Here is a 26,896-nt window from a genome sequence, read left to right as displayed (position 1 = left end):
TCAGGCCGTGTACGGCGAACGCCGCTCCAACGACGGGCTCACGTCCGGATGCCTGCCCTCCTGGCTAGGCACCGGCGTGACCGTCGGGGCCTGCAGATCCGTCTCCGACCGCCGAGCCAGCCGCTCGTCCCGATGAGCGATCGCGTCGGCCACGTCCTGCTCGCCGCGGATCCGGGCCAGCGCGCCCAGCGTCGCCGCGTGCGCCAGCGCCAGGATCAGCAGCAGCACGCCCACGCGTCCGACGACGCCGGGCAGGTCGCTCCCGCCGATGTCGACGGTCGAGATCAGAGCCAGGATGCCCAGTGTCCCGAGGTGGAACAACACGGTCACCAGGCGGGTCATCGAGGCGCCGGCTCCGGGGTCCCCGTAGGCGTTCGCGAGGTAACGGCGGCCGCTGCGGTAGATGATCTGGCCGTCCACCAGGACCAGCGCGATCCCGATCGCGAGGAACGAGAGGTAGGCGTTGGTGCTCATGCCGGGTGCTCCTTTCCCTGCCGTGCTCCAGTACCCCGGTTACCCGTCGTGCGGCCCTGGAAACGGGCCGTTCGGGTTTCGCCGGGGCAGCGACGCGCGATGATTGGGCCGCCGCGGCGCGGGTAACCAGGAACGCATGGTTCAGCACCAGGCGGACAGAACGGGCACGCTCACCGCGGCCGCGCCAGTGGTCGAACTGCGCCTGCCTGCCAAGGGAGATTCGCTGTTCTTGGCCAGGTTGGTGGCCGAGGACATCGCCTTTTCCGCGGAGTTCAACGTGGACGAGGCGGCCGATCTCCGCCTCGCGGTGGACGAGGCGGCCGCGGCGCAGGCGCTGCGGGCCGACGACGGGGCGACGCTGGAATGCGCGTTCCGCTGTGCCGGGCGGATAACCGTCACCGTCACCACGTCGTCGTCGTCGGCGTTCCCGCCCGGACCGGACGACATCGGCTGGCACATCCTGCGCGCGCTGACCGATTCGCTCGACGCCTGGACCGCGCCCGCGCCCGGCGCGGACGGCTGGCGGCTGTGCGTCGAATTCGCCAAGGAACCGCTCGCCGCGGTGCGCTGAGTTTCGCCTCCGTCCGAACGGGAATCCGGCTCGCATGCGCCGAGTGGACGAACTCCTCGCCGAACACGGCACGACTTTCGCCGAAGAGGCCGGGATCAAGCTGGCCGACAAACCGCAGCCGCTGTACCGGCTGCTGGTCCTCACCACATTGCTGTCCACCCGCATCAGCGCCGATCTCGCCGTCGCCGCGGCGCGAGAACTGTCGCGATCCGGCTGGCGGTCCCCCGCCGCGATGCGCGATTCCACGTGGCAGCAACGTGTTGACGCGCTCGGCCGCGCCCACTACGTGCGGTACGACGAAAGCACCTCGCAGAGCCTCGGCGAAGGCGCCGGCTTCCTCCGCGACCGTTACGGCGACGACCTGCGCCGGATGGCCGACGCCGCCGACTGCGATCCGCGACAGCTCGAAAAACTCATCGCCGAGTTCCCGCGGATCGGCCCGACCGGCGCGCAGATCTTTTGCCGGGAAGCACAAGCGGTCTGGCCGTGGCTGCGCCCGTGCTTCGACCGCAAAGCCTTGGCCGGCGCGAAGAAAGCCGGTCTGCCCGACGATCCGCGACGCCTGGCGAAACTGGTGCCCGGCGACGACCTGGCCCGGCTGGCGGCGGCCCTGGTGCGGCGGAGCTTGCAGCGCTGACCGGGGCCAGCTAGGCCGGGTGCTCCTCCACGCCCTCCCGCACGATCGCGACCGGGCACGGCGCGTGATACGCCATCGCATGGCTCACCGACCCGAGGAACGCACCCCGCAGCGCGCCGCGGCCGTGCCCGCCGACCACCAGCAGCGTCGCCGCCTCCGCGTGGTCCAGCAGCACCTCGGCCACGCTTCCGAGCGCGACCTCCCGCCGCACCTCGACGTCCGGATGCAGCTCGCCGAGACCGGTCAGCGATTCCGCGAGCAGCCGTTCGCCCTCGTCCTGCGGGCTTTGCTGCCCCTCGCCGCCGGAGCGGGCCGGGCCGAAGACGTCCTCCGGCGGTTCCGACCACACGTGCACCGCGTGCAAGGAGCACCCGTGCCGGTCGGCGAAGTCGTACGCGTACCGCACCGCCGCGACGCTGGCCGGCGACCCGTCCACCCCGACGACGACCCGGCGGGTCTTCTCCCCCGCCGGACGGACCACGACGACCGGGCGCGCGCTCGTGTGCACCACCTGCGAGGCCGTCGAGCCGAGCAGCAGCCGGGGCAGCCCGCTGCGCCCGGAAGCGCCGACGACGATCAGCTCCGCCTGCCGCCCGATGTCCGCCAGCTCCCAGCTCGCGCGCCCCAGCCGCACCCGGGTGCGCACCGGCAGCCCCGGCCGCTTCCGGCCCAGCTCGGCGGCGACCTCGGCCAGCTCCTTCCGCGCGTAGTCCACCACGGACTGATCGGCCACGATCTCGCCCGCGACCGGGGTGATCACGCCGGGAACGAAGTCCACGTTCGGCATCGGCAACGTCATCGTCCGCACGAGGACCAGGCACGTGCCGAGCGCCTCCGCCTCGGCTGCCGCCCAGTCCACGGCAAGGCGGGCCCCGGCGGAGCCGTCGTCCCCGACCACGACTCCCGGCTCGGCCTGGTTCGCCTCGTCCATCACCCGCCTCCGTTCGCGCTTTTCCGGTAGGTACCCGGTCGCCTAGCGCGGCAATCGGGCCGGCGGTTTCCGCCCTGGTCAGCGAGGCGGGGGAGGAACGGGCGGCTCCGGCGGGGGCAACGGCCCCGGCCCGGGCCGCGGCGGCGGGGCCGGTTCCGGCGGGAAGGGCGGCACCGGCTCCGGCGGCGACGGCACCGGCTCCGGTCCTGGCGGCACGGGGTGCACCATGACGAGCTCCTTCCTCGATCGGCTCGAATCGACGGGTTACCCGGTGGGCCGCTGCCGGACACGTCGGAGCCTGCGGTCGAAGTCGCAAGTCGAGTCAGTGCTCCGTCTGGCGGCTTCGGCTGGTGGCTTCGGCTGGTGGCTTCGGCTCGCCAATCCGCTGTTCAGCGGGCACCCGCGGACGCTGTCTGGACCGCGACCGAGCCGCGCTGGCCCGCGCTCAGCCGGGCACAGTCCTCGGGGGCAAGGCCTGCCCCAGCCTCGCTAGTTCAGCCGACCCTCGAACCGCTCCACCCTGCCAGAAACAATCCTCGCCGCCGAGGCCCGACCCAACCTCGCGAACCCAGCCGACCCGCAAACCGGACCCGGCTCCACTCCGCCAGACACAGTCCTCGGGGGCCGAGTCCTGACCCAGCCTCGCGATTCAGCTGTCCCGCAACCCGGGCCCAGCTCCAATCCTCAGCCGCGAGACCTGCCCCGGCCTCCCAAGCGCCGCACCAGGTCAACCGTCCCCAAAACCGGAACCGGCCCAACCCTCGGCCGCGAGATCCGACCCAGCCTCGCAAACGCCGCACCAGCCCAGCCGTCCCCAAAACCGGACCCAGCTCCAACCCTCAGCCGCGAGACCCAGCCCGACCTCGCAAGCGCCGCACCAGCCCAGCCACCCCTCACACCGGGTCCGGCTCCCCCATCTCCGCGACCGGCCCGTCCAGCTCCTCGTGCCGGGCGGCGAGCGTCCCCGCCAGGTGCACCAGCTTCACGTTCAGCTGCTGCGAAGTCCTCCGCAGCAGGTCGAACGCCGCTTCCGCGTCCAAGCCCCGGCGCGCCATGATGATGCCCTTGGCCTGGCCGATCACATCCCGGCTGTCCAGCGCGCGCCGCAGCTGCGCCTGGTTCAGTTCGCTCCGGGTCACCGCGTCCGTTTCGGCCACGGCGAGGGTCGCGTGGCTCGCCAGGAGCAGCACGACGTCGCGGTCGGCGTCGGTCAGGCCGCCGGGGGTGCGGGAGTAGAGGTTGAGCGCGCCGGAGAACCGCGACCCGGCGGCGTCGACCAGCGCGGTCGCCAGTACCGCGCGCCAGCCCGCGTCGGCCGCCGCCGAAGCCCAGCGCGGCCACTGGTCGGCACCGCGCAAGTCGGCGCATTCGAGGAATTCGGGCCGGTCCGGGAGCGCGGCGTCGTGGCACGGGCCCTCGCCCAGTTCGTACTGCAGCCGGTCCAGGCCGGCGGCCGCCGGGTCGGTGCAGGCGGCGGTGTGGAAATGCCCGTCCGGCGCGCGCAGCGTGATCGACACCAGTTCGGCCGCGGGAGCCAGCGACGCGGTCGCGTCCACGATGACCTGCAGGACTTCGCCCACGGTCCGCGCGGCCAGGAGCGTCTCGGTGAGCGTCCGGAACTGCTCGCCGGAAGGCCGCGGCGACTCGTCTTCGAAAGCCAGCGCCGCGGACGCGGAATCGGCGACCGGCACGCCCTCCTCTTCGAGCACCCGGCGGGCCACTCCGCCCTCCCGGCAGGCGAACACCGCTTCGCTCGGCCCGGCGGTCTTGCGCAGGGCGGCGAGGTCGTGGCTCGAGAACGAGGTCAGTTCGCTCAGCTCGAAGACCACCATCCGCGGCTCCGCGGACAGCACCTCGCCCACTTCTCCGCGCAATTCGGCAGGATCGCCGCTCAGCCGCACCACGGCCGAGTAGTCGACCGCTGCTCTGCTTCCGCGTTCCACGATTCCCTCCCGCCAGCCCGGATTACCAGCAAGCGCCTGCCAAAATACTCGGATCCGGGACCGGAGGCGCGGCAGCACCTCCCTCTCGCGGACACAGTTCTGGCCCGGCCCACCTGGGAATCCGGGGGCCGGGCCAGAACAGAACAACTAACCGGCTTCGGCCGCGAGACCCCGGACGGCCGCCCCGCCGACCGCGTCGGCAAGGCGTTCGACCACCCGGAACTCCCGGTCGAGCCCGAGAACTCGCAGCGGCCGCAGCACCGCGCGCTGCCCGGCCACCAAAACGAACGCGACGCCCGCCGCGTCGGCCGCCCGCGCGGCGTCGGTCAGCACTTCCAGCCCGCTGACCGAGCAGAACGACAGGCCGGAGACGTCGACGATCAGGGCACGCGGACGCAGCATCGTTTCGTCGGCCAGCGTGTCCCGGAGCCGAGCGGTGGAGCGGAGGTCCAGTTCCGCGGAGACCGTGACGACGGTTTCGTCAGCGGTGGTGGTGATCAGAGTTTTCGCCGGCGTTCCCGGCAGGTAAGCAAGCGTTTCGTGCATCGAGCCCTCCTCGCACCTGCGAGACCGGGCCGTGGGGTGCGGCCCCGGCCCTGCGCCCCGAAAGGAACGGGCCGCAGTAGGTCAGGCGACGGCACGTGGGCTGAACCGCTCCTGGATCGACCGTACCGCAGTGCACTGCCCGCGACCACCCCGCGCCCGCATCCGGCCGGAAGCACTGTGGACGATCCGCGCGGCACCGGCCGCCGATCCGGAACAGACACAGCGCCAAAACCGTTGCCTGAAAGGAGTTCTCAATAGTCCACAATGGACTCGCATATCGCGCCGTGGAGCGGGAACCGGCCGCGAAGGTTTCGTTCGAAGCGGACCGGGTACCCGAACAGCAAGGCGACCGCCAGCCCGGACTTGTCCGAACTGCCCCGGCCGAGGTCCGCCCCCAGCGGACGTCGGTCCGTGACACCGGGCACATCGTCGCGCGGGCGGTCGCCCCGCCGCGCGCCGGGCGAAAACCTCACCACCGCAACACTGCTGCCCCAACCTGACTCAGCGCCGCGAGGCACCACCGACCCACAGCCGGGGCGGCCCCGCGGCGCTGAACCGCTTCGCTCTCTTGAGACTTACTTCAACCGCTCCAGCAGCGCGTCGCAGAACGCAGGCAGGTCATCGGGATTGCGCGACGTGATGACACCGTCATCCGTCACGACCTCGCGATCGACCCACTCCGCGCCCGCGTTGCGCAAGTCGGTCCGCAGCGACGGCCACGAGGTCACCGTCCGCCCGCGGGCGAGCCCGGACTCGGCGAGCAGCCAAGGACCGTGGCACACGGCCGCGACCGGCTTGCCCGCGGCGGCCGTCTCCCGGACCAGCGCGACCATCGGCTCACTCGTGCGGATCTTGTCCGGCGAGTACCCGCCGGGCACCACGACCGCGTCGAAGTCCGCCGCGCCGACGTCCTCCACGGCTTGGTCAGTGGTGATTTCGGTGCCGTGCAACGCGGTGAGCTTCTTGCCCCGCGCCAAGCCGACGACCACCGCCTCGTGCCCGGCGGAGCGCAATCGCTCGCACGGCACCAGGAATTCGTCGTCCTCGGTCATTTCGTCCACAAGCACTGCCACGCGGGCCATGCTGGTCTCCTCTCTCCGACGGCGTCCGTTGCCGCCCGGTTACCCGCCGTCCGGCCGGGCCATGCCCGGCTGTGCGGTGTCCCACGCCAGCGGTCCGGCGGTGCCGCGACGGGCGACACCATCGCGGCACCGCCGGGAAAACCGCGTCAGCCCGGACTTTCGACGTCGCCGCGCCACGACCCCGTTTCGCGTCCGCGCTGCTCGATGAACTGCTTGAACCGCAACATGTCCCCCTTCACCCGGCGGTCCAGGATGCCGAGCTTGTCGGCGGCGTTCTCGGCGAATCCCTCCGGGTCGATCTCCATCTGCGCGGTGACGCGCGTCTTCGTGCCGGCCAGCCGGTGGAAGGTGATCACCCCGGCGTGGTCCGGCCCGGAATCCGAACGCCACGCGACCCGTTCGTCCGGGTGCTGTTCGGTGATGGTCGCGTCGAACTCCCGGCTGAGGCCGCCGAAACGGGTGACCCAGTGCGTGTGCGTCGCGTCGAGCTGGCGGATCTCCTCCACGCCCTCCATGAACTCGGGGAACGATTCGAACTGCGTCCACTGGTTGTACGCGGTCGACACCGGGACGTCGACGTCCACGATTTCGGTGATCGTGCTGCTCATGCGCTCCTCCTCGCAAGCGGGTACCGGACCCGGGTGCCCGGGGCGCGCCGAGGCGAAACCGGCGCGATTGCCCGGCCGCGCGCCGGGTACCCGTTCAGCGGAAAGGAGGCGCCCATGCGAGTCGTGATCGTCGGCGGCGGATTCGCCGGATACCACGCGGCGCGAAAACTGCTGCGCACGCTCGGCGACCGCGCCGAGATCGTCGTGCTGAACCCGACCGACTATTTCCTGTACCTGCCGTTGCTGCCGGAGGTGGCCAGCGGGATCGTCGACCCCCGGCACGTCGCAGTGTCCATTCCGGACACTCTGCGCGGCGTGCGGTTGGTGCTGGGCACCGCGGATTCGGTCGACTTCGACGCCCGCACCGTGACTTTCACGGACCCGGAGGACCGCGAGGGGCAGCTCGGCTACGACCGGCTGATCCTCGCCGCGGGCAGCGTCAACAAGCTGCTCCCGATTCCCGGAGTCGCCGAATACGCGCACGGTTTCCGCGGTCTGCCCGAGGCCCTGTACTTGCGCGACCACGTCACCCGGCAGATCGAACTGGCCGCCGCGACCGACGACCAGTCCGAACGCGACGCCCGGTGCACGTTCGTCGTCGTCGGCGCCGGCTACACCGGGACCGAGGTCGCCGCGCAGGGCCCGGAGTTCACCGCCGCCCTCGCGCGCCGCCACCCCGAACTCGCCGGGCAGCCGATTCGCTGGCTGCTGCTGGACATCGCCGAACGCGTACTGCCCGAATTGGACCCGAGGCTCGGCGCCACCGCCGACCGGGTTCTGCGCGAACGCGGCGTCGAGGTCCGGATGAAGACGTCGGTGGAGCAGGCGGACATCGAAGGCGTGACGCTGACCACCGGCGACGCGGTGCCGACGCATACGCTCGTGTGGTGCGTGGGCGTCCGACCCGATCCGCTGGTCTCCGAACTGGGCCTGGAAACCGTGAAGGGCAGGCTGGTCGTCACGCCGGAGCTGAACGTGCCCGGCCGCGACGACGTGTTCGCTTGCGGCGACGCGGCCGCGGTACCGGATCTGACCCGGCCCGGCGAGACCACCCCGATGACCGCGCAACACGCGCAGCGGCAAGGAAAACTGGCCGGGAACAACGTCGCCGCTTCGCTCGGGACCGGCCGCTCGCGCCGGTACCGGCACCGCGATCTCGGCTTCGCCGTCGACCTCGGCTCGGGCCAGGGCGCGGCCAATCCGCTGCACATCCCGCTGGCCGGCCTTCCCGCCCGGCTGGTGACCCGCGGCTATCATCTGCTGTCCCTGCCGGGAAACCGCCTGCGCACGGCCGCCGACTGGGCGCTGGAGAAGACCGGGCGGCGGCAGACGGTGCAGCTGGGGCTCGTCCGTTCCGGCGCGGTGCCGCTGGACACCGCGTCGCCCGAGCTGCCCCGGACCCAGTGAGGCCGCCCAGGAACAACGGGAGGAAGAATCCGAAATGGACACACACGAACTGCGCGCGCTGCTGACCGACGGACCGTTCGTCTCGGTGCACTTCGACGAATCGCACGACACCGAGGACGCGGCCAAGCAATTGCGGTTGCGGCTCAAGGAGATCGAGGCGACGCTGGAAGACCAGGGCGCCGACCGGCCGACCGTCGAGGCCGTTCTCCGCGCGGTGGAAGAAAGTTCGCCGCCGGTCGGGCGAACCGGACGCACCATCGTCGCCGCACACGGCACGGTTCTGCTCGACCGGCGGCTCGCGGCCCCGCCGCCGACGCAGGAGGCGCGCTACTCGACGCTGCCGTATTTCCTGCCGGCAGTGAGCCATCTCGAAGAGGCCCCCGCGCATCTGGTGGTGCTCGTCGATCGGACCGGCGCCGACATCGAGGCGCACCGGCCCGACGGCAGCGTGGAAACCGAGACCGTGCGCGGGCAGGAACATCCGGTGCACAAGGTACGCGGCGGCGGCCCGGCGCACCGCGACATCCAGTCGCACGCCGAGCAGACCGCACACCGCAACCTCTCGGAAGTCGCCGGCCGCGTCGAGAAGGCCGCCGAACGCGTACGGCCGCGAGCGATCGTCCTGGCCGGTGAGGTCCAGGCCCGCACCGAACTGCACGAGCGGCTGCCGGAACCGGCCCGCTCGCTCGCCGCGGAGGTCGACGCGGGCGGCCGGGCTTCCGGCACCGACCGGGCCGAGCTGGACCGCGCGGTCCACGAACTGCTTACCGGGCAACGGTTGCGCGAACTGGACGACTTGGCCGAGCGCTTCCGCGCCCACGCCGCGCGCGAATCGGCGCTCGCGGTCAGCGGGTTGTCCGCCGTCACCGCCGCGCTGGCGGAGGCGAACGTGGCGACGCTGCTGGTCGGGGACTCCGGCGAGGCCAGCGTTTACACCGGCGCGGAGCCGGCGCAGGTCGGTGTGGCCCGGCCCCGGCTGGACGCACTCGGCGCGGACGACCCGGCCCGCCGCCGCGCGGACGAGGCGCTGCCGTACGCGGCGGTGGCAATCGGCGCGGACGTCGTGGTGATGGACGAGCGGCTTGACCTGGCCGACGGATTCGGGGCGCTGCTGCGACATCCGTGACGGACAAGGCCGGGCCCGGGCGCCTCGACGCCCGGGCCCGGCCTTGTTGTCCACAGTGGACGTTCACCGCAACGCGGGCAGCAGCTCCCGCTCCGCGAACCCCGCGAACCCCGGCTGGTGCTCCGCGCCGCCGATCTGCACCAGCGCCAGATCCGTGAACCCGGCCCGCGCGAACTCCTTCGCCGCGGCCACGATCGGCCCGGCGTCCGGACCGCACGGAATCCCCGCCGCGACGTCGTCCTCCCGCACATGCCGCGTCGCCGCGTCGAACGCCCGCGTCCCCGGCAGCTCGGCGTCCACCGGCCAGCCCGAGCCGAACCACCGGAACTGCTCGCGCGCCCGCCGGATCGCCGCGCCGCGGTCCGGGTCCCAGCTGATCGGCAGCTGGCCGATCTTGCGCGCCGGCGGACCGGGCCGGGCGTGGTCCCATTCCGCGCACAGCCGCGCGTCCGGCTCGACCGCCACCATCGCGTCGGCCACCGGCGCGAACCGCTGCACCGATTTCGGGCCGGACACCGCGATGGCGATCGGCACCCGTGTCGGCGAGAGGTCCCACAGCTTCGCGCCGTCGGCCCGGTAGTGCTGGCCGCTGTAGGTGAAGGTGCCGCCGTCGAACAGGCCGCCGATGATCTGCACCGCCTCGGCGAGCCGGTCGTGCCGCACCGACACCGACGGCCAGCCCTTGCCCACGACGTGCTCGTTCAGGTTCTCCCCCGAGCCGAGCCCGAGGGTGAACCGGCCCTCGGACAGCAGTTGCACGGTCGCGGCCTTCTGCGCCACGACCACGGGGTGGTACCGCATGGTGGGGCAGGTGACGAGCGTCATGAGTTCGATCCGCTCGGTCGCCTGGGCCACCGCGCCGAGCACGCTCCACGCGTACGGCGCGTGCCCCTGTTCGGCCAGCCACGGCGAATAGTGGTCGCTGCAGGCGGCGAAATCGAATCCGGCCTGTTCGGCGGCGGTCGCGCAGCCGACCAGCTCGCGCGGCCCGGTCTGTTCGGTCATCAAGGTGTAGCCGATGCGCATGTTCTCCCCGTTCGACGGGCGCTTCTCGCGGCGGCCGCACCTGCCGGACAGGCGAGGCCGCCGCGGAACCTCTTTCCGCCGCCCGGTTACCCTCTCCCGGCGCGGTTCACCCGTCTCGTCTGTCCGAAAGAGACGGCGGCGGTCAGGACCCGGCCAGCGCCGCCTCGACCGTCGGGTACAGCGGGAGGCTCCGCTCCAGGCCGGTGAGCTGGATGGGCCGCACCGTCGCCCGGCCGGACGCGACGATCCGCAGCCTGGCGCGGGCCGCCCGGGCGTGCGCCATGGTCACCAGCGCGGTCAGCCCGGCCGACGCCAGGAACTCCACCGCGGCGAGATCCACCACCAGCACCGGCGGAGCCGCGGCCAGCACCTCGTCGACCGCGGCGCTCAGCAGCGGCGCGGTGACCATGTCGACCTCGCCGTACACCGTCAGCACCGCGGCCGGGGGCCGATCGTCGCGTTCGACGCGGAACCCGTGCATCGGGTCGCTGCCGGGAGCGGTCGGCTCGTCCATCGTCAGGGTCCCGTCGTCGGTCGCCCCCGCCCGGCCTGGCCAGGCGGGAAGCCCGCGCGGCCGGATACCCGGCCGCCCCACCATGATGCCCGTCCTTCCGCCGCGACGCAGGCGAGCGTTCCGCTTCGTCCGGTTCCGCCCCGGCATTAAATGCCCGCGCCCTTCCTTGCTCCATTTGCCTGACCTCCTGCCTTCGAAGCGATCAATGTGGTGACAAATTCACCTAGGGCGACCGGAAATGGCCGCGTGCCGCCCGCCGCCCGCGCCCCGGAAATTCCCCGCCGATCCGATGTTTCACTCGACCGAGTGAGGGTATCCGGGAGTGAGCACGCCTCATTCCCCACTGAGAGAAGGAAGACGAGGTTCTCCCCGTGATTGTTCTCGGCGTCATTCTGCTCGTGATCGGGTTCATCACCTCGATCCAGATTTTGTGGAGCATCGGGATCGCCCTCGTGGTGATCGGCGCGATACTCGCGGTGCTCGGCGGGACCGGACGCCGAATCGGCGGCCGCGCCCATTGGTACTGATCCAGCGGAAACGGAAACCGTCGGCTGAGGCTCCGGGAGCTGTCCCGGAGCCTCAGCCGGCTTCGTTCAGGCGAGCCAGCTCCCGCGCGGCCCGCAGCGTCGTCGACCCCCGCTCGCGGGCGCGCGACAGCAGCGCGCTCGTCGTGTCCGCGATCGCGTCGATCTTCGCGTTCGCGGCGGCCTCGTCCATCCCGAGTTCCTCGCGGCCGACCGCGTGGATGATCCCGCCGGCACTCGCGACGACATCCGGAATCCACGTGATTCCCCGGTCCCGCAGCACCGTCGCGACTTCCTCGGCCACGAGCTGGTTGTTCGCCGGTCCTACGATCAGCGAGGCACCGCAAGCCGCCGCCGACTCCGCCGTGAGCACTCCGCCCGTCGCGGCGGGCACCAGCACGTCCAGGCGCTCCCGCACCAGGTCTGCCGTCGTCCAAGTCGCGCCGAGCCGTTCCGCGACCGGGCGAAGCGCACCGTCGACGTCCGTCACGACGACGTCCGCTCCGCGTTCGAGCAGTGACTCGCAGAGGAGCCGCCCGACGCTCCCGAACCCGATCACGCCCACCCGCAGCCCCGCGACCGAACCCGGCGCGACACCGGCCTGAAGCGCCGCCAAGACTCCGCGCGCGGTCGCCGCGCTCGACGTTCCGCTGCCGCCCTGCGCTTCCGGACGGCAGAACGCCCAGCCGTGCGCGAGGCGGTGGATCTCCGCCATGTCCTCGGAGGTCGATCCGATGTCCGGCCCCGTGCGATACCGCCCGCCCAGTGCGGAGATCGCCTCGGCGATGTCGGCGATCAGGTCGCGCCGCCGCACTCTCTCCGCGGGCAGGACCGCGACCGTTTTTCCGCCCCCGTAGGGAAGTCCGGCCAGTGCACACTTCATCGTCATCGCCGCCGACAATCGCAGCGCGTCGTCCATCCCGTCCTGCCACGACGGATACGGCTTGATCCGGCACCCGCCGATCGCGGGCCCCCGCGCCGTCGAATGGATCGCGACGGCGATCGCGACTCCCGACCGGGTGCCGCGCACGACCCGCAGCGCCTCGCCAGCGAAACTCTCTGTTCGGTTCACGAGCGTCAGCCTGCCTCTTCCGTCGCCAGCTCAAGCGTGATGACAGTGATATGTTCGGCAAATGACCGAAACTCCGAACCTGGATCGGATCGACAGTCTCATCGTCCACGAGCTCCAGCAGGACGCCCGGATCCCGATGCGCGACCTCGCCGAACGCGTCGGCGTCGCCGCGTCCACCTGTTCCGAGCGCATCGGCAGGCTGCAGGCCCGGCAGGTGCTGACCGGGTTCCACGCCGAGGTCGACCTGCCCGCGCTGGGCAGGTCGGTGCAGGCCATGGTGTTCGCCCAGATCCGCCCGCTCAGCAGGCCGGTCATCGACCGCTTCCGCCGCGACGCGCTGGCGATGCCGGAGGTGATGGCCGTCTTCGTCCTCGCCGGCGGCGACGATTTCCTGCTGCACGTCGCGGTCCCGGACGTCTCGCGGCTGCACGCCTTCCTCGTCGAGGATCTCAGCAGCCGCAAGGAAGTCGTGCAGTTCCGCAGTTCGATCGTGTTCGACCACAGCCGCAAACGGGCGATCGAGAACCTCGCCGGGGATCAGTGACCGGGCGGAGGCCGCCCGGTCAAGTCTCCAACGTTTCGTAAAGACCAATTAATCCGCCGCGCCACAAGAAACCCGCCTCGCGGAACTGCTTTCCCCTATAAGCGGACCTTAGAGCTTCATTGACCATTAGGTCGCCTGTACTTCTTTGACTCATCACCCATGCCGAAGTGCGCCCGTTCGGACGTTGGATGGCCGTTCCGGCCGCTGCTAGTGTCGTCAGCACGGGCAGGGGGTCGCCGTCGTGCGGAATTGCCCGCTATCGCCACTAGCGCAATCAAGCTCCGAGGGGGAGCCCGCATGACTGCTGTCACTGCGTCCGGGCATCGCTATCTCATTCCTTCCCCATCGCGGGGAAAGACACTTCAAGAACTGCTGGACATCGCGCTGCGCGTGGAGTTCGCCACCATTCCGCCCTATCTCACCGCGATGTACTCGATCAAAGACAAGGCCTCCCCGGCCTACCAATTCGTGCGCGGGGTCGCGCTCGAGGAAATGCTCCACCTCAACCTGGCCGCGAACCTGCTCAACGCCGTCGGCGGCACCCCGACCCTGGTCACCGGGGCAGGAGCCGCGCATCCGTTCCCGCCGAGCTACCCCGCTCACCTCTCGGAAGACGCCGAGGACGGCGGGCCGTATCTGCAGCTGATGGCCGCGTCGCCGGAGCTGTTCCGCAGCACCTTCATGCGGATCGAACAGCCCGCCCAGCCGGACGCGGCCGGACAGGAGGAGGATTTCTCGACCATCGGCCAGCTGTACTCGGCGATCCTGAAGAAACTCGAGGAATACGACCGCGCGCCCGGGCGCGCCTACGACACCTCCCGGCAAAGCGACCAGTGGAACTTCGGCAACAGCGGCGGAACAGTCGTGCTCGTGAAGGATCTCGAGTCCGCGAAAAAGGCGGTCAACGAAATCGTCGAACAGGGCGAGGGCGCCGACATGAGCGGCGAACTGGACGATCCGAAATACCGGGTCCGCGAGCCGTGGGGCCAGTACGAGTACTACGGCCCGCGAGCCGACGGCACCTACGGGCCGGTATTGGGAACGCCGCTCGAAATGTCGCATTACTTCAAGTTCAAGGCGATCGCCGACGGCACGGTCCCGTTGCCCCCGACGTATCCGATGATCGCCAATCCCGCCAAGGCGAAGTACGAAAACCAGGCGGCGGCAGCGCTCAGCGACCTGTTCGACCACGCCTACAGCGTCCTGGTCGACGATCTGCAGAAAGCGCTCAGAGGCGACCGGGATCTCTTCTTCACCAGCGTCGTCCCCGCGATGCGGGTGAGCCTTCCGTCGCTCGCCGTGGAACTGATGCAGACCCCGGTCGCCGCCGAAAGCCACACCGCGGACGATCCGACAGCGGGACCGGCTTTCCGGTACCTGCCGGGGAAAGACCGGCGGAAACCGGAGGAACTCGATCAGCTCGCCGCGGATCTGGCCGCGGGCAGGCGGAAGGGCGGATCGCCGACGCTCGCCGCGACCCTGCGCCGGATCCAGGAGAACCGGCCCGGGACGAGCACGGAGGCGGACCATGTCTGAAGCGCTGGCCCAGCTCAGCCGCTCGGTGTCGATCTTCCCGGCGATCGGTTTCGCGAGGCTCGGCAACACCGGAGGAGGCGACAGCACCGAGGACTACTACCTGCCCCCGGACGGGATCGGACGGCTCCCCCGCGAAAGCGAGGGCGACCTGCCCTTCGAACCGGCCGGCTTCCGGGACCGGCACGGCCGCCTCCGCAAACAGGCCGCGACCTTCGCCCTCTACGCCGAGGACCGGCGGGAACCGCTCACGATCGGCACGCGGCTCCCGCTGTCCGACGGCAGCACCGCGACGATCGCCGACATCGTCTGGACAGCGCATCTCGCGAACAAAAAGGCCTCCTGGTACCAAATCCAGGACCGGATCGGCGAGACCGGCTATCCGGCCGGGCACCCGCTGCGCAACGAGGACGTCCAGGGCGAGGCGCGCAAGAAGCTCATCATCGACCCCGGCCCGCGCACCGTGAGCAGCCGCGGAACCAGGATCGGCGAGTTCGACCGGAACGACGGGCACGGCCGGAGCACGTTCCCGCCGGACAGCCCGGATCCGGCGAGGCAGAGGATCACCACGCTCGGGCGGATCACTGTCGGGAAGGACGGCGGCCTGCTGCTGCTCGGCGGCTCCGGAATCTCCTACTTCACCGCCGCCGAACCGAGCATCCCCGACGACGACAACAACGACGGCTGGTGGGACGACGTCTCCGACGGCCCGGTGTCCGCGACGATCGTCGTGCGCGTGCTCGATCAGCACGGCACCGTCGTGGGCCCGGAACAGCAGATCCGCCTCGACGACAAGGCGTGGGCGATCGTCGCCCCGCCCGCCTACGCCCCGGAGATCGTCAACGTGGTCACCCTCTACGACACGATCTTCGACATGGCCGTCCGGTTCACCGGCCTGCGACCGGACCTCTACGACAACGGCCAGTGGCAGGAGACCTACCAGCCGCACTACCCGACGGAGATCGAACCGATCCTGCGCCGGGCGGTCGTGCTCCCGTGGGTCGTGGCGGTCCCGCCCAAGGTGCACACGTTCGACCTGGCCCGGCTCGGCGCCAAAGACCCGCGCTACGACCAGATCCGGCGGCGGCTTTTCGAGGTCCTGCGCCCGCCCAGCACCCCCAACACGCTCGCCTCGCGCAAAACCGGCTACCGGATGATGCCCTACATCGTCGGGGAAGACGCCGCCGGCGACAGCCAGCTGACCGCGAAGTTCCACTCCCTCACCGCGACCCAGTACTTCCTGCTCGGCCAATGGGCCGACGGCAACTTCCGGACGGCCGAGCAGCCCCCGAACCCCGGCTCCGCAGCGGAACGGCGGCCGGGCCACCACCTGACCGAAGCCGCGCTGGGCAACTGCTCCGGCCCGCCGTTCGCGCCCGGCATCGAGATGTCGTGGCTCTCCCGCGTCCCGGCGGTCTACGCCGCGCCGTTCCGGCTCCGCCCCGTCCCGCACCTGCCGGTCGAAGCGGGCCGGCTCAGCCTGATCGCCGACCCGGCGCGCGGCCTCGAACCCGGCGACGTCACGAAGTACCTTTCCGTTCCGTGGCAAGGAGATTTCAACACCTGCTCGGTGCTGGAGGTCGACGAGCACTATCTGTGGTGGTGGCCGGCGCACCGCCCGATGTTCGTCTACGCCCGGCGCGACAAGCCCGGGCCACGCTCCGAGTGGAACCACGTCGGCTGGGTCGGCACGGTCCGCGACCAGACGGTGAAGGGCTACGTGGCGTTCGCGGACAACCTCGGCATGGCCCAGCACTGGCACGAACTCGGCTTCGTCGCCCGCAACACCCGGCTCCGGCCGTCCGATGACACCCAGCCGCCGGAACCGCAGTTCGTCGAAGTGCGGCGGACGCTGCCCCGACCGGGGTATGTCCTCGACGACCACGACCAGCCGCATGCCTAGGGTTCCCAGGGTCGCGGTGCTGGGCGCGGGACCGGCCGGGACGAGCGCCGCGATCGCGCTGCGGCGTGCCGGGTGTGAGGTCGTGCTGGTCGACCCGGGTGGTGCCTTTTGGTCGGGTTGTGTCGGCACCTCGCGCGCTGCCGGGGAGTCCGCGCTGGCTACGGTCGTCGGAGGGCACTTCGACCTCGACCGTGCGGGCTCGTCGTGTGTGGCCGGAGAATCCGTGTCGACCGCGATCACGGAGCCACCGATCGACCTCGACCACTCCCCGGTCGCCAGGCCACCCATCGACCTCGACCGCATAGCCTCTCCGCGCACCGCCGGAGATCCCCGACCTCCCACAGCCACCGGCCCGCCCATCCGCCTCTGCCGCACAGGCCCGCCGCCCGCAGCCGGAGAATCCGTGCCTCCCGCGATCGCCGGGGCGCTCGCCCGCCTCGGCCTCGGCACCGCTGCCCTCGACCGCGACCACCTGCGCTCGCTGGGCACCGCGTCGGCATGGGGAACCCCCGGCCTGGAATACCGCGACTACCTCCTCGACGGGCTGGGCCCCGGCTGGCACCTCGACCGCATCCGGTTCGACCGGATGCTGCGCGCCGCCGCGGTCGCCGCCGGGGCCGTCCTGGTCCAGGAGCGCTGGTCCTCCGCCCGCCGCACCGCGAAGGGCTGGTCGCTCACCTGCCGCGGAACCCGCCTGACCGCCGACATCGTGGTCGACGCCACCGGCCGCCGCGCCGCGTTCGGCATCGCGCAAGGGGCCCGGCGCTGTTTCGCCGACCGGCTGGTCGGCGTCGCCGCGACCGTGCCGGATCCGGCCGCCCGCAGACATGTCGTCCTCGAAGCGGTCGAAAGCGGCTGGTGGTACGCCTCCCCGCAACCCGGCGGCCGCCTGACACTCGCGCTGCTGTCCGACGCCGATCTGGTCCGCCGCGAAGGCCGGGCCAGACCGGCGGGATGGCTGGCCGCGCTCCGAGACACCCGCCACCTCGACGTCCCGCGCGGCGAACCGTCGCTGCTCGTGCGCGACGCCCGCTCCCACCTGCTCACCCCGAGCGCGGGCCGGGACTGGCTGGCCGTCGGGGACGCGGCGATGGCGCTCGATCCGCTGACCAGCGCCGGAGTCACGCTGGCGATCGAGTCCGGGCTGGCCGCCGCGGACCTGATCGTGGCCGGACAGCTCGATTCCGCCCGGCACCGGCAGCAGCTGTGCCGCCGGTTCGACGCCTACCTTCGGCAACGGCGGGAGGTCTATCGGGCGGAACGGCGATGGGGCAGTCCATTTTGGACTCGACGTCGCGAAGGGGTCACCGAGGCCCGGCACCTCGTCCTCCACTGATCAGTTCACGGCATGCTGCGACATCACACGAGCGAACTTGCCGAACGGCTCCCCGGTCAGCCCAGGTCTGCCTCCGGAAGGATCTCGATCGCCGACCCCGGTTGGTGCAACTCCAGCACCACCAGTTCGTTCTTCCCCTTCCGCCACAACGACTTAGGCGCGTAAAGCGTCTTCTGCGGCCCGATCTTCCAGTACCGGCCCAGGTTGAAGCCGTTCAACCACACGATGCCCTTCTCCCAGCCGGGCAAGGCCACGAAACCGTCCGCCGGATCGGCGACCACAGCGGTCGCGCGGTGGAAGGCCGGACCGATGCCCGGTGCGCCGGAGGAGAACCGCAGCCGGGACAGATCGTCCAGCGGCAGCGGCCGGATCTCCCATCCGAACAGTTTCTGCTGGGTGTTCATCGCGACCCAGCCGTCGATGCCCTTGCGATCCGCGAGGTACGGCCCGTAGTTCACCCGGCCCATGGCGTCGACCAGGAGGTCCAGCCGCGTCCGAGGTTTCTCGAGTTTCAGGTCCAGCGTGGCGTCCGGATGGTTGCGGTCCAGAACGCCCAGCCGCACCCCGTCGACGAACACCAGCGCCCGGTCCGCCAGTCCGTGAATGCTCAGCGGGCCGGAATGCGGGCCCTGCACGGTCGTGCGGTAGTGGATCAGACCAGTCGACTGGCCTAGCCGTTCCATGGACACCGGTTGCGCCGAGTGGACCACAGTGGACAGTGCGGACAGCGAGTCCAGAAGGGACACTGACTCGGCTGGGGTCACGGTTTGAGCCGGGAGACGCGGCGAGCGAGCGGGCGGCGGGACAACCGGTTGTTTGGTGTATTTGATGAGCACCGCCTGCAGCGCGGTGAACTTCGCGCCGACGTCGCCTGCTTCGCCGATGGGGGAATCGTAGTCGTAGCTGGTCACGGTGGGCTGGTATTGCAGACCAGACGTGTTGGCGCCAGCAGTGAAGCCATAGTTGGTGCCACCGCAGGCCATGTACAGGTTCACCGACGCACCCGTCGCCAGCAGCTGGTCGATGTGGGCGGCGGTCTGCCGGGGATCGGTGGTGTGGTGCGATTCGCCCCAGTGGTCGAACCAGCCGTCCCAGTATTCCGCCATCATCACCGGCGCTCCGGGCCGGAAAGCCTTCAGCGCGGCGACGCTCGGAGCCGGATCGCCGTCGCCGGTTCCGACTTCCAAAGTGCCCGGCAGCTCGCCAAAGCGCATGAAGAACTCGGAAGCGCCGTCGGCAACGAAAAGAAGACTCGTTATTCCGCGCGAGCGCAGGCTGTCCCGCAAATGCGCGAGATAGCCCGTGTCATTGCCGTAGCTGCCGTATTCGTTTTCGATCTGCACGGCCACGATCGGCCCGCCGTGCTGCGCTTCCAGCGGGGCGAGCTGCGGGATCAGCTGGTCGTACCACGCGTCGACGGCCTTGAGATAAGCCGGATCGGCGCAGCGCAGCTCCAGGTTCCGGTCCGCGAGCAGCCAGGCGGGCAGGCCGCCGAATTCCCATTCCGCGCAGATATAAGGACTCGGGCGGACGATGACCTGGAACCCGAGTTCCCCGGCCAAGCGGATGAACGCCGCGAGATCGCGAGGACCGCGGAAATCGACTCGGCCCGGCGTCGGCTGGTGGAAATTCCAGGCCACGTAGGTCTCGACGGTATTGAGGCCAAGCGCTTTGAGCCTCGACAGGCGGTCGCGCCACTGGTCCGGCCGCAACCGGAAGTAGTGGATCGCGCCGGACACGATCTGGAATGGCTTGCCGTCCAACAGAAAATGGTCGCCGGACACGCTGAGCCCGCGGCGTCCGGCCGCGCCCGCCGGTCCGGCGAACACGGTGCTCGCCGCGACTGCCGCCGCGCCGCCGAGGAAGGTCCTCCTGCTCACGTCCATCCCTCCCCCGCTCAGCCGACAGTCGCCGCGCGGACCTGGACGAGGAACGCGTCGAGCACGCCGTCGCCGACGAGTGCCTGCCGCACGCCCCATCGGTTGCTGTTGCCCGTCTTCACCGCCTCCGCGCGCGTGACCAGAGCGTCCGCCGCGGCCGTCAGTTGCTCGGCTTTGGCGTCGTCACCGCGGGTCGCCGCCGCGAGCGCGTCCAGCCGGGTCACTATCGCGTCGCCCCACAGCGCGGTCGCGTCCAGCCACGGACCCGCCTCGCCGACGAAGGCGCTCTGCACCTGTCCGCCCCGGATGACCGTCGGAGCGTTGCGGATCTGTTCGGCGTACGAACGCAGCTCGCCCAGTGAACGGTGATCGCCAGCGTTCCACCGTTGCCAGAAGTCGGCCACCTTAGCCGCGAGCACCGGTGCCTGCGGCTGCCACGGTGTGGGACCGAAGACCGGTGCCAGGTGTTCGAGATCCGCGAACACCTTCAGCGCCGCCGTCGCGCGCGGGTCGCCGCCCGCGAGCCGGGCCAGCGCCTGCGGCCACGACCGGTCCGGCGAGTAACCCGCGTCGTTCCAGGAGAAATCAGCGACACCGAACTCGGCGACTTCGCTGGCCGCCTCCTGGTTCATCGGATTCGAGACGATGCCGTTGAGATACTTCGACAGGCCAGCTTCACGATGCGCGTACGGCGCGAGCAGCAACCGTCCGGCCGACTGCTCGTAATCGTTGACCGGGTAGTTGTCCCAGAGAAACACCTTCCGTCCGTACACTGTGGACACTTGCTGGGCTTCGTCGTTCGTCACGCTCGGCGGCACCACTGCGGTTCCGGTCCATTGCACAACCACGGACGGGTCGAGATTCTCCCGCAGCTGCGTCTTGTACGGCGAGTCCTTGAGGTCGCTGTATTCCGTCGGCACTGTCTGCAAAGGACGGACGCCGTCGTGGTTCTTCACGAAGTTCTTGTTGATTTCGTTGAGCAGCGAGACCTGGGCCTTGCCCGCGGCGGCCTGACCGGGTGCTCCGAACGCCGCCTGGTCGCTGGCGCAATTCCACTTGGTGTAGGAAATGTCGTCGAACGGCAGCGAGAACGACCGCACGCCGAGGTCGTAAACAGCCTGGAATTTCGCTTTCACCGCCGCGATATCCTGCGGCGACGAGAAGCAGATCGACACCCCGGGCGACAACGCGTAGGTGAAGTCGACGTGGTTCGCATTCGCCGTACGCACGAGCTGACCGAGCGTGTCCAGTTCCTGCTGCGGATACGGATCCCGCCACTGATCGCGCAGATACGCGTCGTCCTTCGCGCTGTAGATGTACGTGTTCGCCTTGGTCTCGCCGAGGAACTTGATCTGCCGAACACGGTCGGCGTTAGTCCACGGTGGACCGTAGAAGCCCTCGATCGACCCGCGCAGCGCCATGTTTGGCCAGTCCCGCACCGCGACGCCGCTCACCGACCAGTCGTGTCCACTTCGGACAAACAGCTGACGCAGAGTCTGCACGCCGTAGTATTGCCCGGCACCGTCGCGGCCGTTGACAGTCACCCCGTCGCGCCGCACGGCGAGCGAATAGCCCTCCGCTTGCGTCGGCGCGTCTCCGCCATTGGCGAGCCGGATGACGAACCCGCCAGTGCCGATCTTCTTCACCCCGTGCTGTTTCAACAAGGAAATCAGCAGTTCCCTGGCCGGTCCGTCAGTGGTTCCGTCCGTTGCGATCGTCACCGAGGACGGCAACGGCACGTCCGCGGCGTCGCGGTTGATCTGTTGCGGCGTCGGGGAAACGACCGGCACTGCGCCCGGCCTGGCGGCAGCCGGCTGGACGACGGTGAGGGCACTCGTCGCGACGACGGCGGCGAGCCAAGCTCTGCGGCGTAGAGTCATGACTTCCTCTCAGGCGGCGGGAACAGTGCGGTACAACGCGAAGGTAGCCAGATACGGCGTCGCCCGCGACTGCGTGACGACCACGCGCAGGTGGCGGGCGGTGACCGGCGACGGGAGAGTGACGAGACGGTTTGCACCAACCGTGGTGACGGTCGCGATCGTGCGCCAGGAACCGTCCGCTTCGGCCTGTACGGTCGCGCCTTCGATGTGCTGGCCGTGGGTGATGTCCTCCCCCAGCCGGAGCTGATCGAAGGCGGCCGCCTTCGGCAGCACGACGTCCATCGTCCCGGCGAGCGCACCGTGCGGCGGCGACCACGACGTGGTGAGCGAGGAATCCGTGACCGCGTTCAGTCCCCGCGCGCCGGCAGCGAGGTTCTGCGCCTGCGTCCTGGCGATGGCCTGTCCGAAGGACGCCAGCGCCGCACTGTCCGCCGGAGCGATCCGGCCGTCCGGCCCTGGCGGAACGTTCAGCAGCAACGAGGCATTGCGTCCTACCGAGGCGCGGTAGAGCTCGACGAGTTGCGCGGGCGTCTTCGGCTGTTCGTCGGGATGGTAGAACCAGCCCGGCCGGATTGATACGTCAGCTTCGGCCGGTGCCCATTCCAGGTACCGCACGGACGGGTCGGCGAGCACCTGCCGCGACCCGAGGTCGGCACCCTCCGCGCCGCCGACGAACAATTCCTCGTTGTGCGCGGTATTGGGATCGCCGGTGGTCGGCAGCGCGCTCCACTCGGTCTGGCGGGCCTGGCCCTGCTCGTTGCCGACCCAGCGCACCCCCGCCGGCCCGGCGAACGTGACCGTGTCCGGCGACAGCGCGTGGATCATCCGGAACCAGGTCGCGAAGTCGTAGGTTTCGCTGATTCCGTTGCCCCGCCAGGGATTCGCCCCGTCCAGCCACAGCTCGTCGATGGGGCCGTACTGCGTGAACAACTCGTATATCTGGTTCAGGTAGTAGGTATTGTAATCGTCTTCTTCGACCGTGAACTTCGGCAGTTTCCCGGCCGCCAGCGCCGTCACCCGGTCGTCGTTCGGCACCAGCGACGGAATGGTGCGGACCTTCGCCGCGCTGCCGGTTCCGTATCGGCCCCGACCGGCGGGCGTATTCGCCCGGTCGTCGTAGGTCGCCTGCTCCTCGATGCTCAGCGGCTGCCCCGCGGCGACCTTCGCTTCGACCCGTTTCACCTGGTCAGCGAAGAACTGCGCGGGCAGCTCGGCACCGTCCGCGGGCGACAGGTACACGCCGACTTTCAGCCCGGCTTTCCGCGCCGAATCAACGTAGTCGCGCAGGATGTCCCCGCGCGGATTGGCGCAGCCCGCGGCGCGAACCTGCCAGTACGCGGACGGATCCTGCGCCCGGCCGTTCTGTGCGGCCGCGCGGGCCTTCGCCACCGCGTCGTCGGCGCACCCGGGCGTGATCCACCACGGGCTCGCGACGACGGAGTGGTTCGTATAGCGCGTCGGGTAGAGAACGAAACCGTCGTGGTGCTTCGCAGTCAGCATCACCTGCGTCACGCCGGCCGCCTTCATCGACCGCATCCACTGGTCGGTCTCGACTGCCGTCGGTGCGAACGTCGACTCCTTTTCCGCGCCGGAACCCCATTCCCGGTCGGTGAAGGTATTCATGCCGAAGTGCGTGAACGCGGTGACCGGTCGCTGCTGCCAGGCGACCTGCCCAGCGCGCGGCACGGTCGCGGCGGCTTTGGCGAGGATCCGGTCCATGCCGTCGCACGACTGCACGGTCTGGATCGCCGCCGGGCGGATCGGTCCTTGGCAGCCAGCGGGGCCCGCGGCGGCGGGAACAGCCGTTCCCCCGGCCGCCAGTACCGCGGCAAGCGCCAGGCTCGCGGGAATCGACACGGCAGTCCTCCTGTCGGATCCGTGACCGAACGGTGACGGCGGGGAGCCTAAGTCGGGCATCCATCGGATGTCTAGACCTGATCGGCGGAGGCCGTCTCGCTTTCACCCAGGCGCCGAGGCTTGGATCAGCCCTGTTCCAAGCGCTCCGCTCGCGGCCCGACCGACCCTGCTGCGGGGGCCCAGTGATCTGATGGATCTCCGTCTAGTACCACGGTTCTCTCAGAAGGAGGAAGGTATGACAGCAGCTTCTGGTGAGATATCAGTCCCGGCCGCATTGACCAGCACCGTCCAGCGCTGGCGAGAACAAGGCGAACCGGTTCAACCTCCGATCCGCTGGTCCCGCGACGCCTGGCGCAGGTACTTCCCGAGCCGGCACGCGTTCCTCGACTCGCTGCCCGACCGCGTCGACCGAGCCGAAGCGACCCGCCACGCAGCGCACGCCGTGACCCCGGAGGGTGCGGAACGGGCGTTCCTGGCCGCGATGATCTGGGGATACGGGCGCGTCGGTTACGGCCCTTGGCGCACCGCCCGCGTGCTGACCGAAAACCCGCACGCGGTCGATCGGCTGGCGGCGGTGGCCACCGTCGCGCGGGAACACGGCGGGCTGGCGGCGTTCCGTGATCTGGCGGATCAGCCGTTGCGCTACCTGGGCGTGGCTTTCGGCACCAAGTACCTGCGGTTCGTCACCGCCGCCCAGTCCCGGGACAGCGCCCCGATCCTGGACGCCGTGGTCCGCCGCTGGCTGGCGACGCACACCGGCCTCCACCTGATGATCGACGAGTGGCGGCCCGCGGTTTACGAACAGTACGTCGCGTTGCTGACGTCCTGGTCGGCGCAGCTCGGGCTGGCCGCGGATACCGTGGAGGAACTGATCTTCCGGTCCGCGGTGAGCCGGGAAGGATCCGGCCAGTGGAGCGAATCCTGGGCGGGCGCGGGCGAATCGGCGTCGCCGGAGCAGAGGGCGCAAGCCGCGCTCCTCGAACTGGAGCAACTGTTCGACACGGCCGAGGCCGGATCGGCGCGCGAAGCCCGGGCGCATCTGGACGAATTGGAACGGATCATCCGGCAGGGCTGGGCCGGTTGAGATCTCACCGGGTCAGCTCCGGCGGGTGGACTCGGACGACTCGGTGAGCACGGAGCGCCAATGGCGGGCCCGCTCGATGATGTCGTCGGTCAGCTGCTGGTGGAACCGGCTCAACGCGTGAAGCCGGGCACCGGCCGGAGTCGAACGGCCGAGGCGAACGGATCCCCGGCGTGCGGTGTCGGCGAGCTGATGATTCCGCTGTGCGCTGGCGAGAAACGCCTGGAACCAGGCGTCCGGGCCGACCTCGTACCGTTCCGCTCGGCTCTTCCCAGTCCGCTCGCGGCGAAGCAAGCCCTCGCCTTCGAGGTACCGGACTGATTTGGAAATCGACGCCGGGCTGACCCGCAACTGCTGAACCAGCTCCGCGGCGCTCATTCCGGCGTCGTCCGTGACGAGCAGCGCGGCGAGCACTCTCCCGGCCATGCTGGGCAGTCCGGTGCCGATCAGCGTGGCGGCCAACTGCTGCTCCACAGTGGCTTCCGTGCGCCGGCTCGGCACAGCGCCGGGCTTGCGGTGGTGCGCACGCCGTTTCGTGGCTTGGTGGGCCGTGTCCGGCGCGTACCCGGCGCGTCCGCCGTTGCGCGTGACCTCGCGGCTGACGGTCGAGGTGGGCCGGGCCAGCCGGCGCGCGATCTCGGCGTAGCCGAGCCCTTCGGCCAGACCGGCGGCGATGACCCGCCGGTCGCGGCGAGTGAGCCGGGATCCGGGCATCTCAGACCTCCTCGTTGCAATAACCCTATTCCTGATGCACCGGAAAGCCGAGCTTGACCTGCACGGATATCTCAACGCGGCGAGTCGCGGAGTTTCCCGGGCGCGGAAGACCGCCGATAGGTTCTGGCCGTTCATCCGCACCGAGGAAGGAAAACTCCGATGCCCGCGACCTCCGAACCCGCGATCCGGGTGCGAGGCCTGGAAAAATCGTACGGAACGCTGCGGGTGCTGCGCGGCGTGGACTTCGAGGTGGCTCCGGGAAGCATCTTCGCATTGCTCGGCTCGAACGGAGCGGGCAAGACCACCGTCGTGCGCATCCTCGTCACCCTGCTGAAGCCCGACTCCGGCACGGCAGGCGTCAACGGCTTCGACGTCGCCGCGAAATCGGCAGAGGTGCGGGAATCCGTCAGTCTCACCGGGCAGTTCGCCGCCGTGGACGAAATCCTTACCGGGCGGGAGAATCTCGTGCTCGTCGCCCGGTTGCGGCATCTCGCGAATCCACGCCGGGTCGCAGACGACCTGCTCGCCCGTTTCTCGTTGCGGGACGCGGCCGCGCGGAGGGCGTCGACGTATTCGGGAGGCATGCGCCGTCGCCTCGATCTCGCGATGAGCCTGATCGGGAATCCGCCGGTCGTCTTCCTCGACGAGCCGACGACCGGCCTCGATCCGCAGGCGCGCGCCGAAGTGTGGCAGGCCGTCAAGGAACTCGCCGGGCACGGTACGACGGTGCTGCTCACGACCCAATACCTGGACGAGGCCGAACAGCTCGCCGACCGGATCGCGATCCTGCACCAGGGCCGGATCATCGTGAACGGCACCCTCGCCGAGCTCAAGCAGCTGCTACCGCCCGCCAAGGTCGAATACGTCGAGAAACAGCCAACACTCGAAGACGTCTTCTTCGCGATCGTCAAGGATCACCGATGACCAAACACTTCTTCACTGACACCACAGTCCTGTTAGGACGTTCCCTGCGCCGCATAGCGCGCAGCCCCGACACCGTCATCACGACCGCCGTCCTGCCGATCGCCTTTATGCTGCTGTTCGTCTACGTCTTCGGCGGCGCGATCCAGCACGGCTCAGGCAGCTATGTGACCTACCTGCTGCCCGGCATCCTGCTCATCACCGTCGCCTCCGGTATTTCCTACACCGCGTTCCGGCTTTTCCAGGACCTGCAAAGCGGCATTTTCGAGCGATTCCGGTCCATGCCGATCGCGCGGTCCGCCCTCCTGTGGGGCCATGTGCTGACTTCGCTGGTCGCGAACCTCATGTCGGTCGCGGTCGTCGTGGGTGTCGCCGTGCTGATGGGATTCCGTTCCGGGGCGGGAATACCGGCCTGGCTCGCGGTCGCCGGCATCCTGCTCCTGTTCACGCTCGCGCTCACCTGGCTCGCCGTCATCCCCGGCCTGACCGCGAGGTCGGGCGACGGTGCGAGCGCGTTCTCCTACCCGCTCGTCTTCCTGCCGTTCGTCAGCTCGGCGTTCGTCCCGACCAGCACCATGCCCGGACCGGTACGAGCCTTCGCCGAACACCAGCCGACGACGTCCATCGTCAACGCCATCCGCGGTCTGTTGACCCGACAGCCAGTCGGCAGTGAGATCTGGACTGCCCTCGCCTAGTGTCCTGCGCCTGAAGTCCGCTATCTAATTGTAGGATGCGGTGATGGCGGGTCGTGGACGGTCCAAGGTCGAGCTGATCCTCAGCGATGAC

The 26,896-nt window shown here is 70.0% G+C and carries 26 protein-coding genes and 1 pseudogene; 13 read left to right on the top strand and 14 right to left on the bottom strand.

The window, feature by feature from the left end:
* Positions 1-474, bottom strand: coding sequence for a hypothetical protein (locus ACZ7SW_RS18910; RefSeq protein ID WP_470231702.1), 474 nt, complete (start codon positions 472-474; stop codon positions 1-3).
* Positions 475-610: 136 nt separating this feature from the next.
* Between ACZ7SW_RS18910 and ACZ7SW_RS18905 the strand changes: the two genes are divergently transcribed.
* Together ACZ7SW_RS18905 and ACZ7SW_RS18900 are read left to right on the top strand one after the other, a co-directional pair.
* Positions 611-1,045, top strand: a complete 435-nt coding sequence (locus ACZ7SW_RS18905; protein ID WP_470231701.1) for an ATP-binding protein — start codon at positions 611-613, stop codon at positions 1,043-1,045.
* A 34-nt stretch (positions 1,046-1,079) separates the two neighbouring features.
* On the top strand, positions 1,080-1,682 hold the full coding sequence (locus ACZ7SW_RS18900) for an endonuclease (protein WP_470231700.1): 603 nt from the start codon (positions 1,080-1,082) through the stop codon (positions 1,680-1,682).
* Positions 1,683-1,692: 10 nt separating this feature from the next.
* On the opposite strand, the gene ACZ7SW_RS18895 is transcribed toward ACZ7SW_RS18900, so the two are convergent.
* The 6 genes from ACZ7SW_RS18895 to ACZ7SW_RS18870 all read right to left on the bottom strand — a co-directional run bounded on the left by ACZ7SW_RS18895 (position 1,693) and on the right by ACZ7SW_RS18870 (position 6,792).
* Positions 1,693-2,613 carry a universal stress protein gene (locus ACZ7SW_RS18895; protein WP_470231699.1) on the bottom strand — a complete coding sequence of 307 codons (921 nt, stop codon included), beginning with the start codon at positions 2,611-2,613 and terminating at the stop codon, positions 1,693-1,695.
* Positions 2,614-3,506: 893 nt separating this feature from the next.
* Positions 3,507-4,556, bottom strand: a complete 1,050-nt coding sequence (locus ACZ7SW_RS18890; protein ID WP_470231698.1) for a GAF and ANTAR domain-containing protein — start codon at positions 4,554-4,556, stop codon at positions 3,507-3,509.
* A 147-nt stretch (positions 4,557-4,703) separates the two neighbouring features.
* On the bottom strand, positions 4,704-5,102 hold the full coding sequence (locus tag ACZ7SW_RS18885; protein ID WP_470231697.1) for an STAS domain-containing protein: 399 nt from the start codon (positions 5,100-5,102) through the stop codon (positions 4,704-4,706).
* Between the two features lie 251 nt (positions 5,103-5,353).
* Positions 5,354-5,575 (bottom strand): hypothetical protein, encoded by a 222-nt coding sequence (locus ACZ7SW_RS18880; RefSeq protein ID WP_470231696.1) that lies wholly within the window; start codon positions 5,573-5,575, stop codon positions 5,354-5,356.
* A 102-nt stretch (positions 5,576-5,677) separates the two neighbouring features.
* Positions 5,678-6,184 (bottom strand): type 1 glutamine amidotransferase domain-containing protein, encoded by a 507-nt coding sequence (locus ACZ7SW_RS18875; protein WP_470231695.1) that lies wholly within the window; start codon positions 6,182-6,184, stop codon positions 5,678-5,680.
* A 146-nt stretch (positions 6,185-6,330) separates the two neighbouring features.
* Positions 6,331-6,792 carry an SRPBCC family protein gene (locus tag ACZ7SW_RS18870; protein WP_470231694.1) on the bottom strand — a complete coding sequence of 154 codons (462 nt, stop codon included), beginning with the start codon at positions 6,790-6,792 and terminating at the stop codon, positions 6,331-6,333.
* A 114-nt stretch (positions 6,793-6,906) separates the two neighbouring features.
* On the opposite strand from ACZ7SW_RS18870, the gene ACZ7SW_RS18865 reads away from it, so the two are divergent.
* Positions 6,907-8,199, top strand: a complete 1,293-nt coding sequence (locus tag ACZ7SW_RS18865) for an NAD(P)/FAD-dependent oxidoreductase (RefSeq protein WP_470231693.1) — start codon at positions 6,907-6,909, stop codon at positions 8,197-8,199.
* A 34-nt stretch (positions 8,200-8,233) separates the two neighbouring features.
* Positions 8,234-9,325, top strand: coding sequence for an Rv2629 family ribosome hibernation factor (locus ACZ7SW_RS18860; RefSeq protein WP_470231692.1), 1,092 nt, complete (start codon positions 8,234-8,236; stop codon positions 9,323-9,325).
* Positions 9,326-9,388: 63 nt separating this feature from the next.
* On the opposite strand, the gene ACZ7SW_RS18855 is transcribed toward ACZ7SW_RS18860, so the two are convergent.
* Together ACZ7SW_RS18855 and ACZ7SW_RS18850 are read right to left on the bottom strand one after the other, a co-directional pair.
* Positions 9,389-10,351, bottom strand: coding sequence for a TIGR03557 family F420-dependent LLM class oxidoreductase (locus ACZ7SW_RS18855; protein WP_470231691.1), 963 nt, complete (start codon positions 10,349-10,351; stop codon positions 9,389-9,391).
* A gap of 142 nt (positions 10,352-10,493) precedes the next feature.
* A complete protein-coding gene (locus tag ACZ7SW_RS18850) occupies positions 10,494-10,949 on the bottom strand; it encodes an STAS domain-containing protein (RefSeq protein WP_470231690.1) in 456 nt (151 codons plus the stop codon).
* A 287-nt stretch (positions 10,950-11,236) separates the two neighbouring features.
* Between ACZ7SW_RS18850 and ACZ7SW_RS18845 the strand changes: the two genes are divergently transcribed.
* A complete protein-coding gene (locus ACZ7SW_RS18845) occupies positions 11,237-11,392 on the top strand; it encodes a hypothetical protein (protein ID WP_086024889.1) in 156 nt (51 codons plus the stop codon).
* Between the two features lie 52 nt (positions 11,393-11,444).
* On the opposite strand, the gene ACZ7SW_RS18840 is transcribed toward ACZ7SW_RS18845, so the two are convergent.
* Entirely contained in the window at positions 11,445-12,461 is a 1,017-nt protein-coding gene (locus ACZ7SW_RS18840) for a Glu/Leu/Phe/Val dehydrogenase dimerization domain-containing protein (protein WP_470231689.1), read from the bottom strand.
* Positions 12,462-12,522: 61 nt separating this feature from the next.
* On the opposite strand from ACZ7SW_RS18840, the gene ACZ7SW_RS18835 reads away from it, so the two are divergent.
* From ACZ7SW_RS18835 to ACZ7SW_RS18815, 5 genes and pseudogenes are all read left to right on the top strand, one after another.
* On the top strand, positions 12,523-13,005 hold the full coding sequence (locus ACZ7SW_RS18835) for an Lrp/AsnC family transcriptional regulator (RefSeq protein ID WP_470231688.1): 483 nt from the start codon (positions 12,523-12,525) through the stop codon (positions 13,003-13,005).
* Positions 13,006-13,302: 297 nt separating this feature from the next.
* On the top strand, positions 13,303-14,541 hold the full coding sequence (locus ACZ7SW_RS18830) for a ferritin-like domain-containing protein (protein WP_470231687.1): 1,239 nt from the start codon (positions 13,303-13,305) through the stop codon (positions 14,539-14,541).
* A complete protein-coding gene (locus ACZ7SW_RS18825; protein WP_470231686.1) occupies positions 14,534-16,441 on the top strand; it encodes a LodA/GoxA family CTQ-dependent oxidase in 1,908 nt (635 codons plus the stop codon). The genes ACZ7SW_RS18830 and ACZ7SW_RS18825 overlap by 8 nt, the downstream gene beginning before the upstream one ends.
* Positions 16,344-16,583, top strand: a pseudogene (locus tag ACZ7SW_RS18820) (FAD-dependent oxidoreductase); the annotation flags it as partial. The gene ACZ7SW_RS18825 and the pseudogene ACZ7SW_RS18820, both read left to right, overlap by 98 nt.
* Positions 16,584-16,844: 261 nt before the next feature.
* Positions 16,845-17,777 carry an NAD(P)/FAD-dependent oxidoreductase gene (locus ACZ7SW_RS18815; protein WP_470231991.1) on the top strand — a complete coding sequence of 311 codons (933 nt, stop codon included), beginning with the start codon at positions 16,845-16,847 and terminating at the stop codon, positions 17,775-17,777.
* Between the two features lie 56 nt (positions 17,778-17,833).
* Here ACZ7SW_RS18815 and ACZ7SW_RS18810 read toward each other — a convergent pair whose 3' ends face one another.
* Genes ACZ7SW_RS18810 through ACZ7SW_RS18800 form a run of 3 tightly spaced genes read right to left on the bottom strand, consistent with a single transcriptional unit; the run spans position 17,834 to position 23,394 of the window.
* Entirely contained in the window at positions 17,834-19,663 is a 1,830-nt protein-coding gene (locus ACZ7SW_RS18810; protein WP_470231685.1) for a beta-galactosidase, read from the bottom strand.
* 11 nt (positions 19,664-19,674) lie between these two features.
* On the bottom strand, positions 19,675-21,537 hold the full coding sequence (locus ACZ7SW_RS18805) for a beta-N-acetylglucosaminidase domain-containing protein (RefSeq protein ID WP_470231684.1): 1,863 nt from the start codon (positions 21,535-21,537) through the stop codon (positions 19,675-19,677).
* A gap of 9 nt (positions 21,538-21,546) precedes the next feature.
* Positions 21,547-23,394, bottom strand: coding sequence for an alpha-L-fucosidase (locus tag ACZ7SW_RS18800; protein WP_470231683.1), 1,848 nt, complete (start codon positions 23,392-23,394; stop codon positions 21,547-21,549).
* Positions 23,395-23,629: 235 nt separating this feature from the next.
* Between ACZ7SW_RS18800 and ACZ7SW_RS18795 the strand changes: the two genes are divergently transcribed.
* Complete coding sequence (locus ACZ7SW_RS18795; RefSeq protein WP_470231682.1) at positions 23,630-24,478, top strand: 8-oxoguanine DNA glycosylase OGG fold protein; 849 nt, start codon at positions 23,630-23,632, stop codon at positions 24,476-24,478.
* 12 nt (positions 24,479-24,490) lie between these two features.
* Here ACZ7SW_RS18795 and ACZ7SW_RS18790 read toward each other — a convergent pair whose 3' ends face one another.
* On the bottom strand, positions 24,491-25,189 hold the full coding sequence (locus tag ACZ7SW_RS18790; protein ID WP_470231681.1) for a GbsR/MarR family transcriptional regulator: 699 nt from the start codon (positions 25,187-25,189) through the stop codon (positions 24,491-24,493).
* Positions 25,190-25,348: 159 nt separating this feature from the next.
* Between ACZ7SW_RS18790 and ACZ7SW_RS18785 the strand changes: the two genes are divergently transcribed.
* Positions 25,349-26,113 (top strand): ABC transporter ATP-binding protein, encoded by a 765-nt coding sequence (locus tag ACZ7SW_RS18785; protein ID WP_470231680.1) that lies wholly within the window; start codon positions 25,349-25,351, stop codon positions 26,111-26,113.
* Entirely contained in the window at positions 26,110-26,805 is a 696-nt protein-coding gene (locus ACZ7SW_RS18780) for an ABC transporter permease (protein ID WP_470231679.1), read from the top strand. The genes ACZ7SW_RS18785 and ACZ7SW_RS18780 overlap by 4 nt, the downstream gene beginning before the upstream one ends.
* Positions 26,806-26,896: the final 91 nt, after the last annotated feature.

The organism is Amycolatopsis sp. NPDC114484 (assembly GCF_055633755.1).
The sequence above is the reverse complement of the archived record's forward strand: the minus strand, read 5'-3'. Positions and strand labels throughout refer to the sequence as shown.

Coding starts and splice junctions, on each gene's coding strand:
- ACZ7SW_RS18910 (WP_470231702.1), bottom strand. CDS start 474: ATGAGCACCAACGCCTACCTCTCGTTCCTCGCGATCGGGATCGCGCTG.
- ACZ7SW_RS18905 (WP_470231701.1), top strand. CDS start 611: ATGGTTCAGCACCAGGCGGACAGAACGGGCACGCTCACCGCGGCCGCG.
- ACZ7SW_RS18900 (WP_470231700.1), top strand. CDS start 1,080: ATGCGCCGAGTGGACGAACTCCTCGCCGAACACGGCACGACTTTCGCC.
- ACZ7SW_RS18895 (WP_470231699.1), bottom strand. CDS start 2,613: ATGGACGAGGCGAACCAGGCCGAGCCGGGAGTCGTGGTCGGGGACGAC.
- ACZ7SW_RS18885 (WP_470231697.1), bottom strand. CDS start 5,102: ATGCACGAAACGCTTGCTTACCTGCCGGGAACGCCGGCGAAAACTCTG.
- ACZ7SW_RS18875 (WP_470231695.1), bottom strand. CDS start 6,184: ATGGCCCGCGTGGCAGTGCTTGTGGACGAAATGACCGAGGACGACGAA.
- ACZ7SW_RS18870 (WP_470231694.1), bottom strand. CDS start 6,792: ATGAGCAGCACGATCACCGAAATCGTGGACGTCGACGTCCCGGTGTCG.
- ACZ7SW_RS18865 (WP_470231693.1), top strand. CDS start 6,907: ATGCGAGTCGTGATCGTCGGCGGCGGATTCGCCGGATACCACGCGGCG.
- ACZ7SW_RS18860 (WP_470231692.1), top strand. CDS start 8,234: ATGGACACACACGAACTGCGCGCGCTGCTGACCGACGGACCGTTCGTC.
- ACZ7SW_RS18855 (WP_470231691.1), bottom strand. CDS start 10,351: ATGCGCATCGGCTACACCTTGATGACCGAACAGACCGGGCCGCGCGAG.
- ACZ7SW_RS18850 (WP_470231690.1), bottom strand. CDS start 10,949: ATGGTGGGGCGGCCGGGTATCCGGCCGCGCGGGCTTCCCGCCTGGCCA.
- ACZ7SW_RS18835 (WP_470231688.1), top strand. CDS start 12,523: ATGACCGAAACTCCGAACCTGGATCGGATCGACAGTCTCATCGTCCAC.
- ACZ7SW_RS18830 (WP_470231687.1), top strand. CDS start 13,303: ATGACTGCTGTCACTGCGTCCGGGCATCGCTATCTCATTCCTTCCCCA.
- ACZ7SW_RS18825 (WP_470231686.1), top strand. CDS start 14,534: ATGTCTGAAGCGCTGGCCCAGCTCAGCCGCTCGGTGTCGATCTTCCCG.
- ACZ7SW_RS18810 (WP_470231685.1), bottom strand. CDS start 19,663: ATGGACGTGAGCAGGAGGACCTTCCTCGGCGGCGCGGCGGCAGTCGCG.
- ACZ7SW_RS18805 (WP_470231684.1), bottom strand. CDS start 21,537: ATGACTCTACGCCGCAGAGCTTGGCTCGCCGCCGTCGTCGCGACGAGT.
- ACZ7SW_RS18795 (WP_470231682.1), top strand. CDS start 23,630: ATGACAGCAGCTTCTGGTGAGATATCAGTCCCGGCCGCATTGACCAGC.
- ACZ7SW_RS18790 (WP_470231681.1), bottom strand. CDS start 25,189: ATGCCCGGATCCCGGCTCACTCGCCGCGACCGGCGGGTCATCGCCGCC.
- ACZ7SW_RS18785 (WP_470231680.1), top strand. CDS start 25,349: ATGCCCGCGACCTCCGAACCCGCGATCCGGGTGCGAGGCCTGGAAAAA.
- ACZ7SW_RS18780 (WP_470231679.1), top strand. CDS start 26,110: ATGACCAAACACTTCTTCACTGACACCACAGTCCTGTTAGGACGTTCC.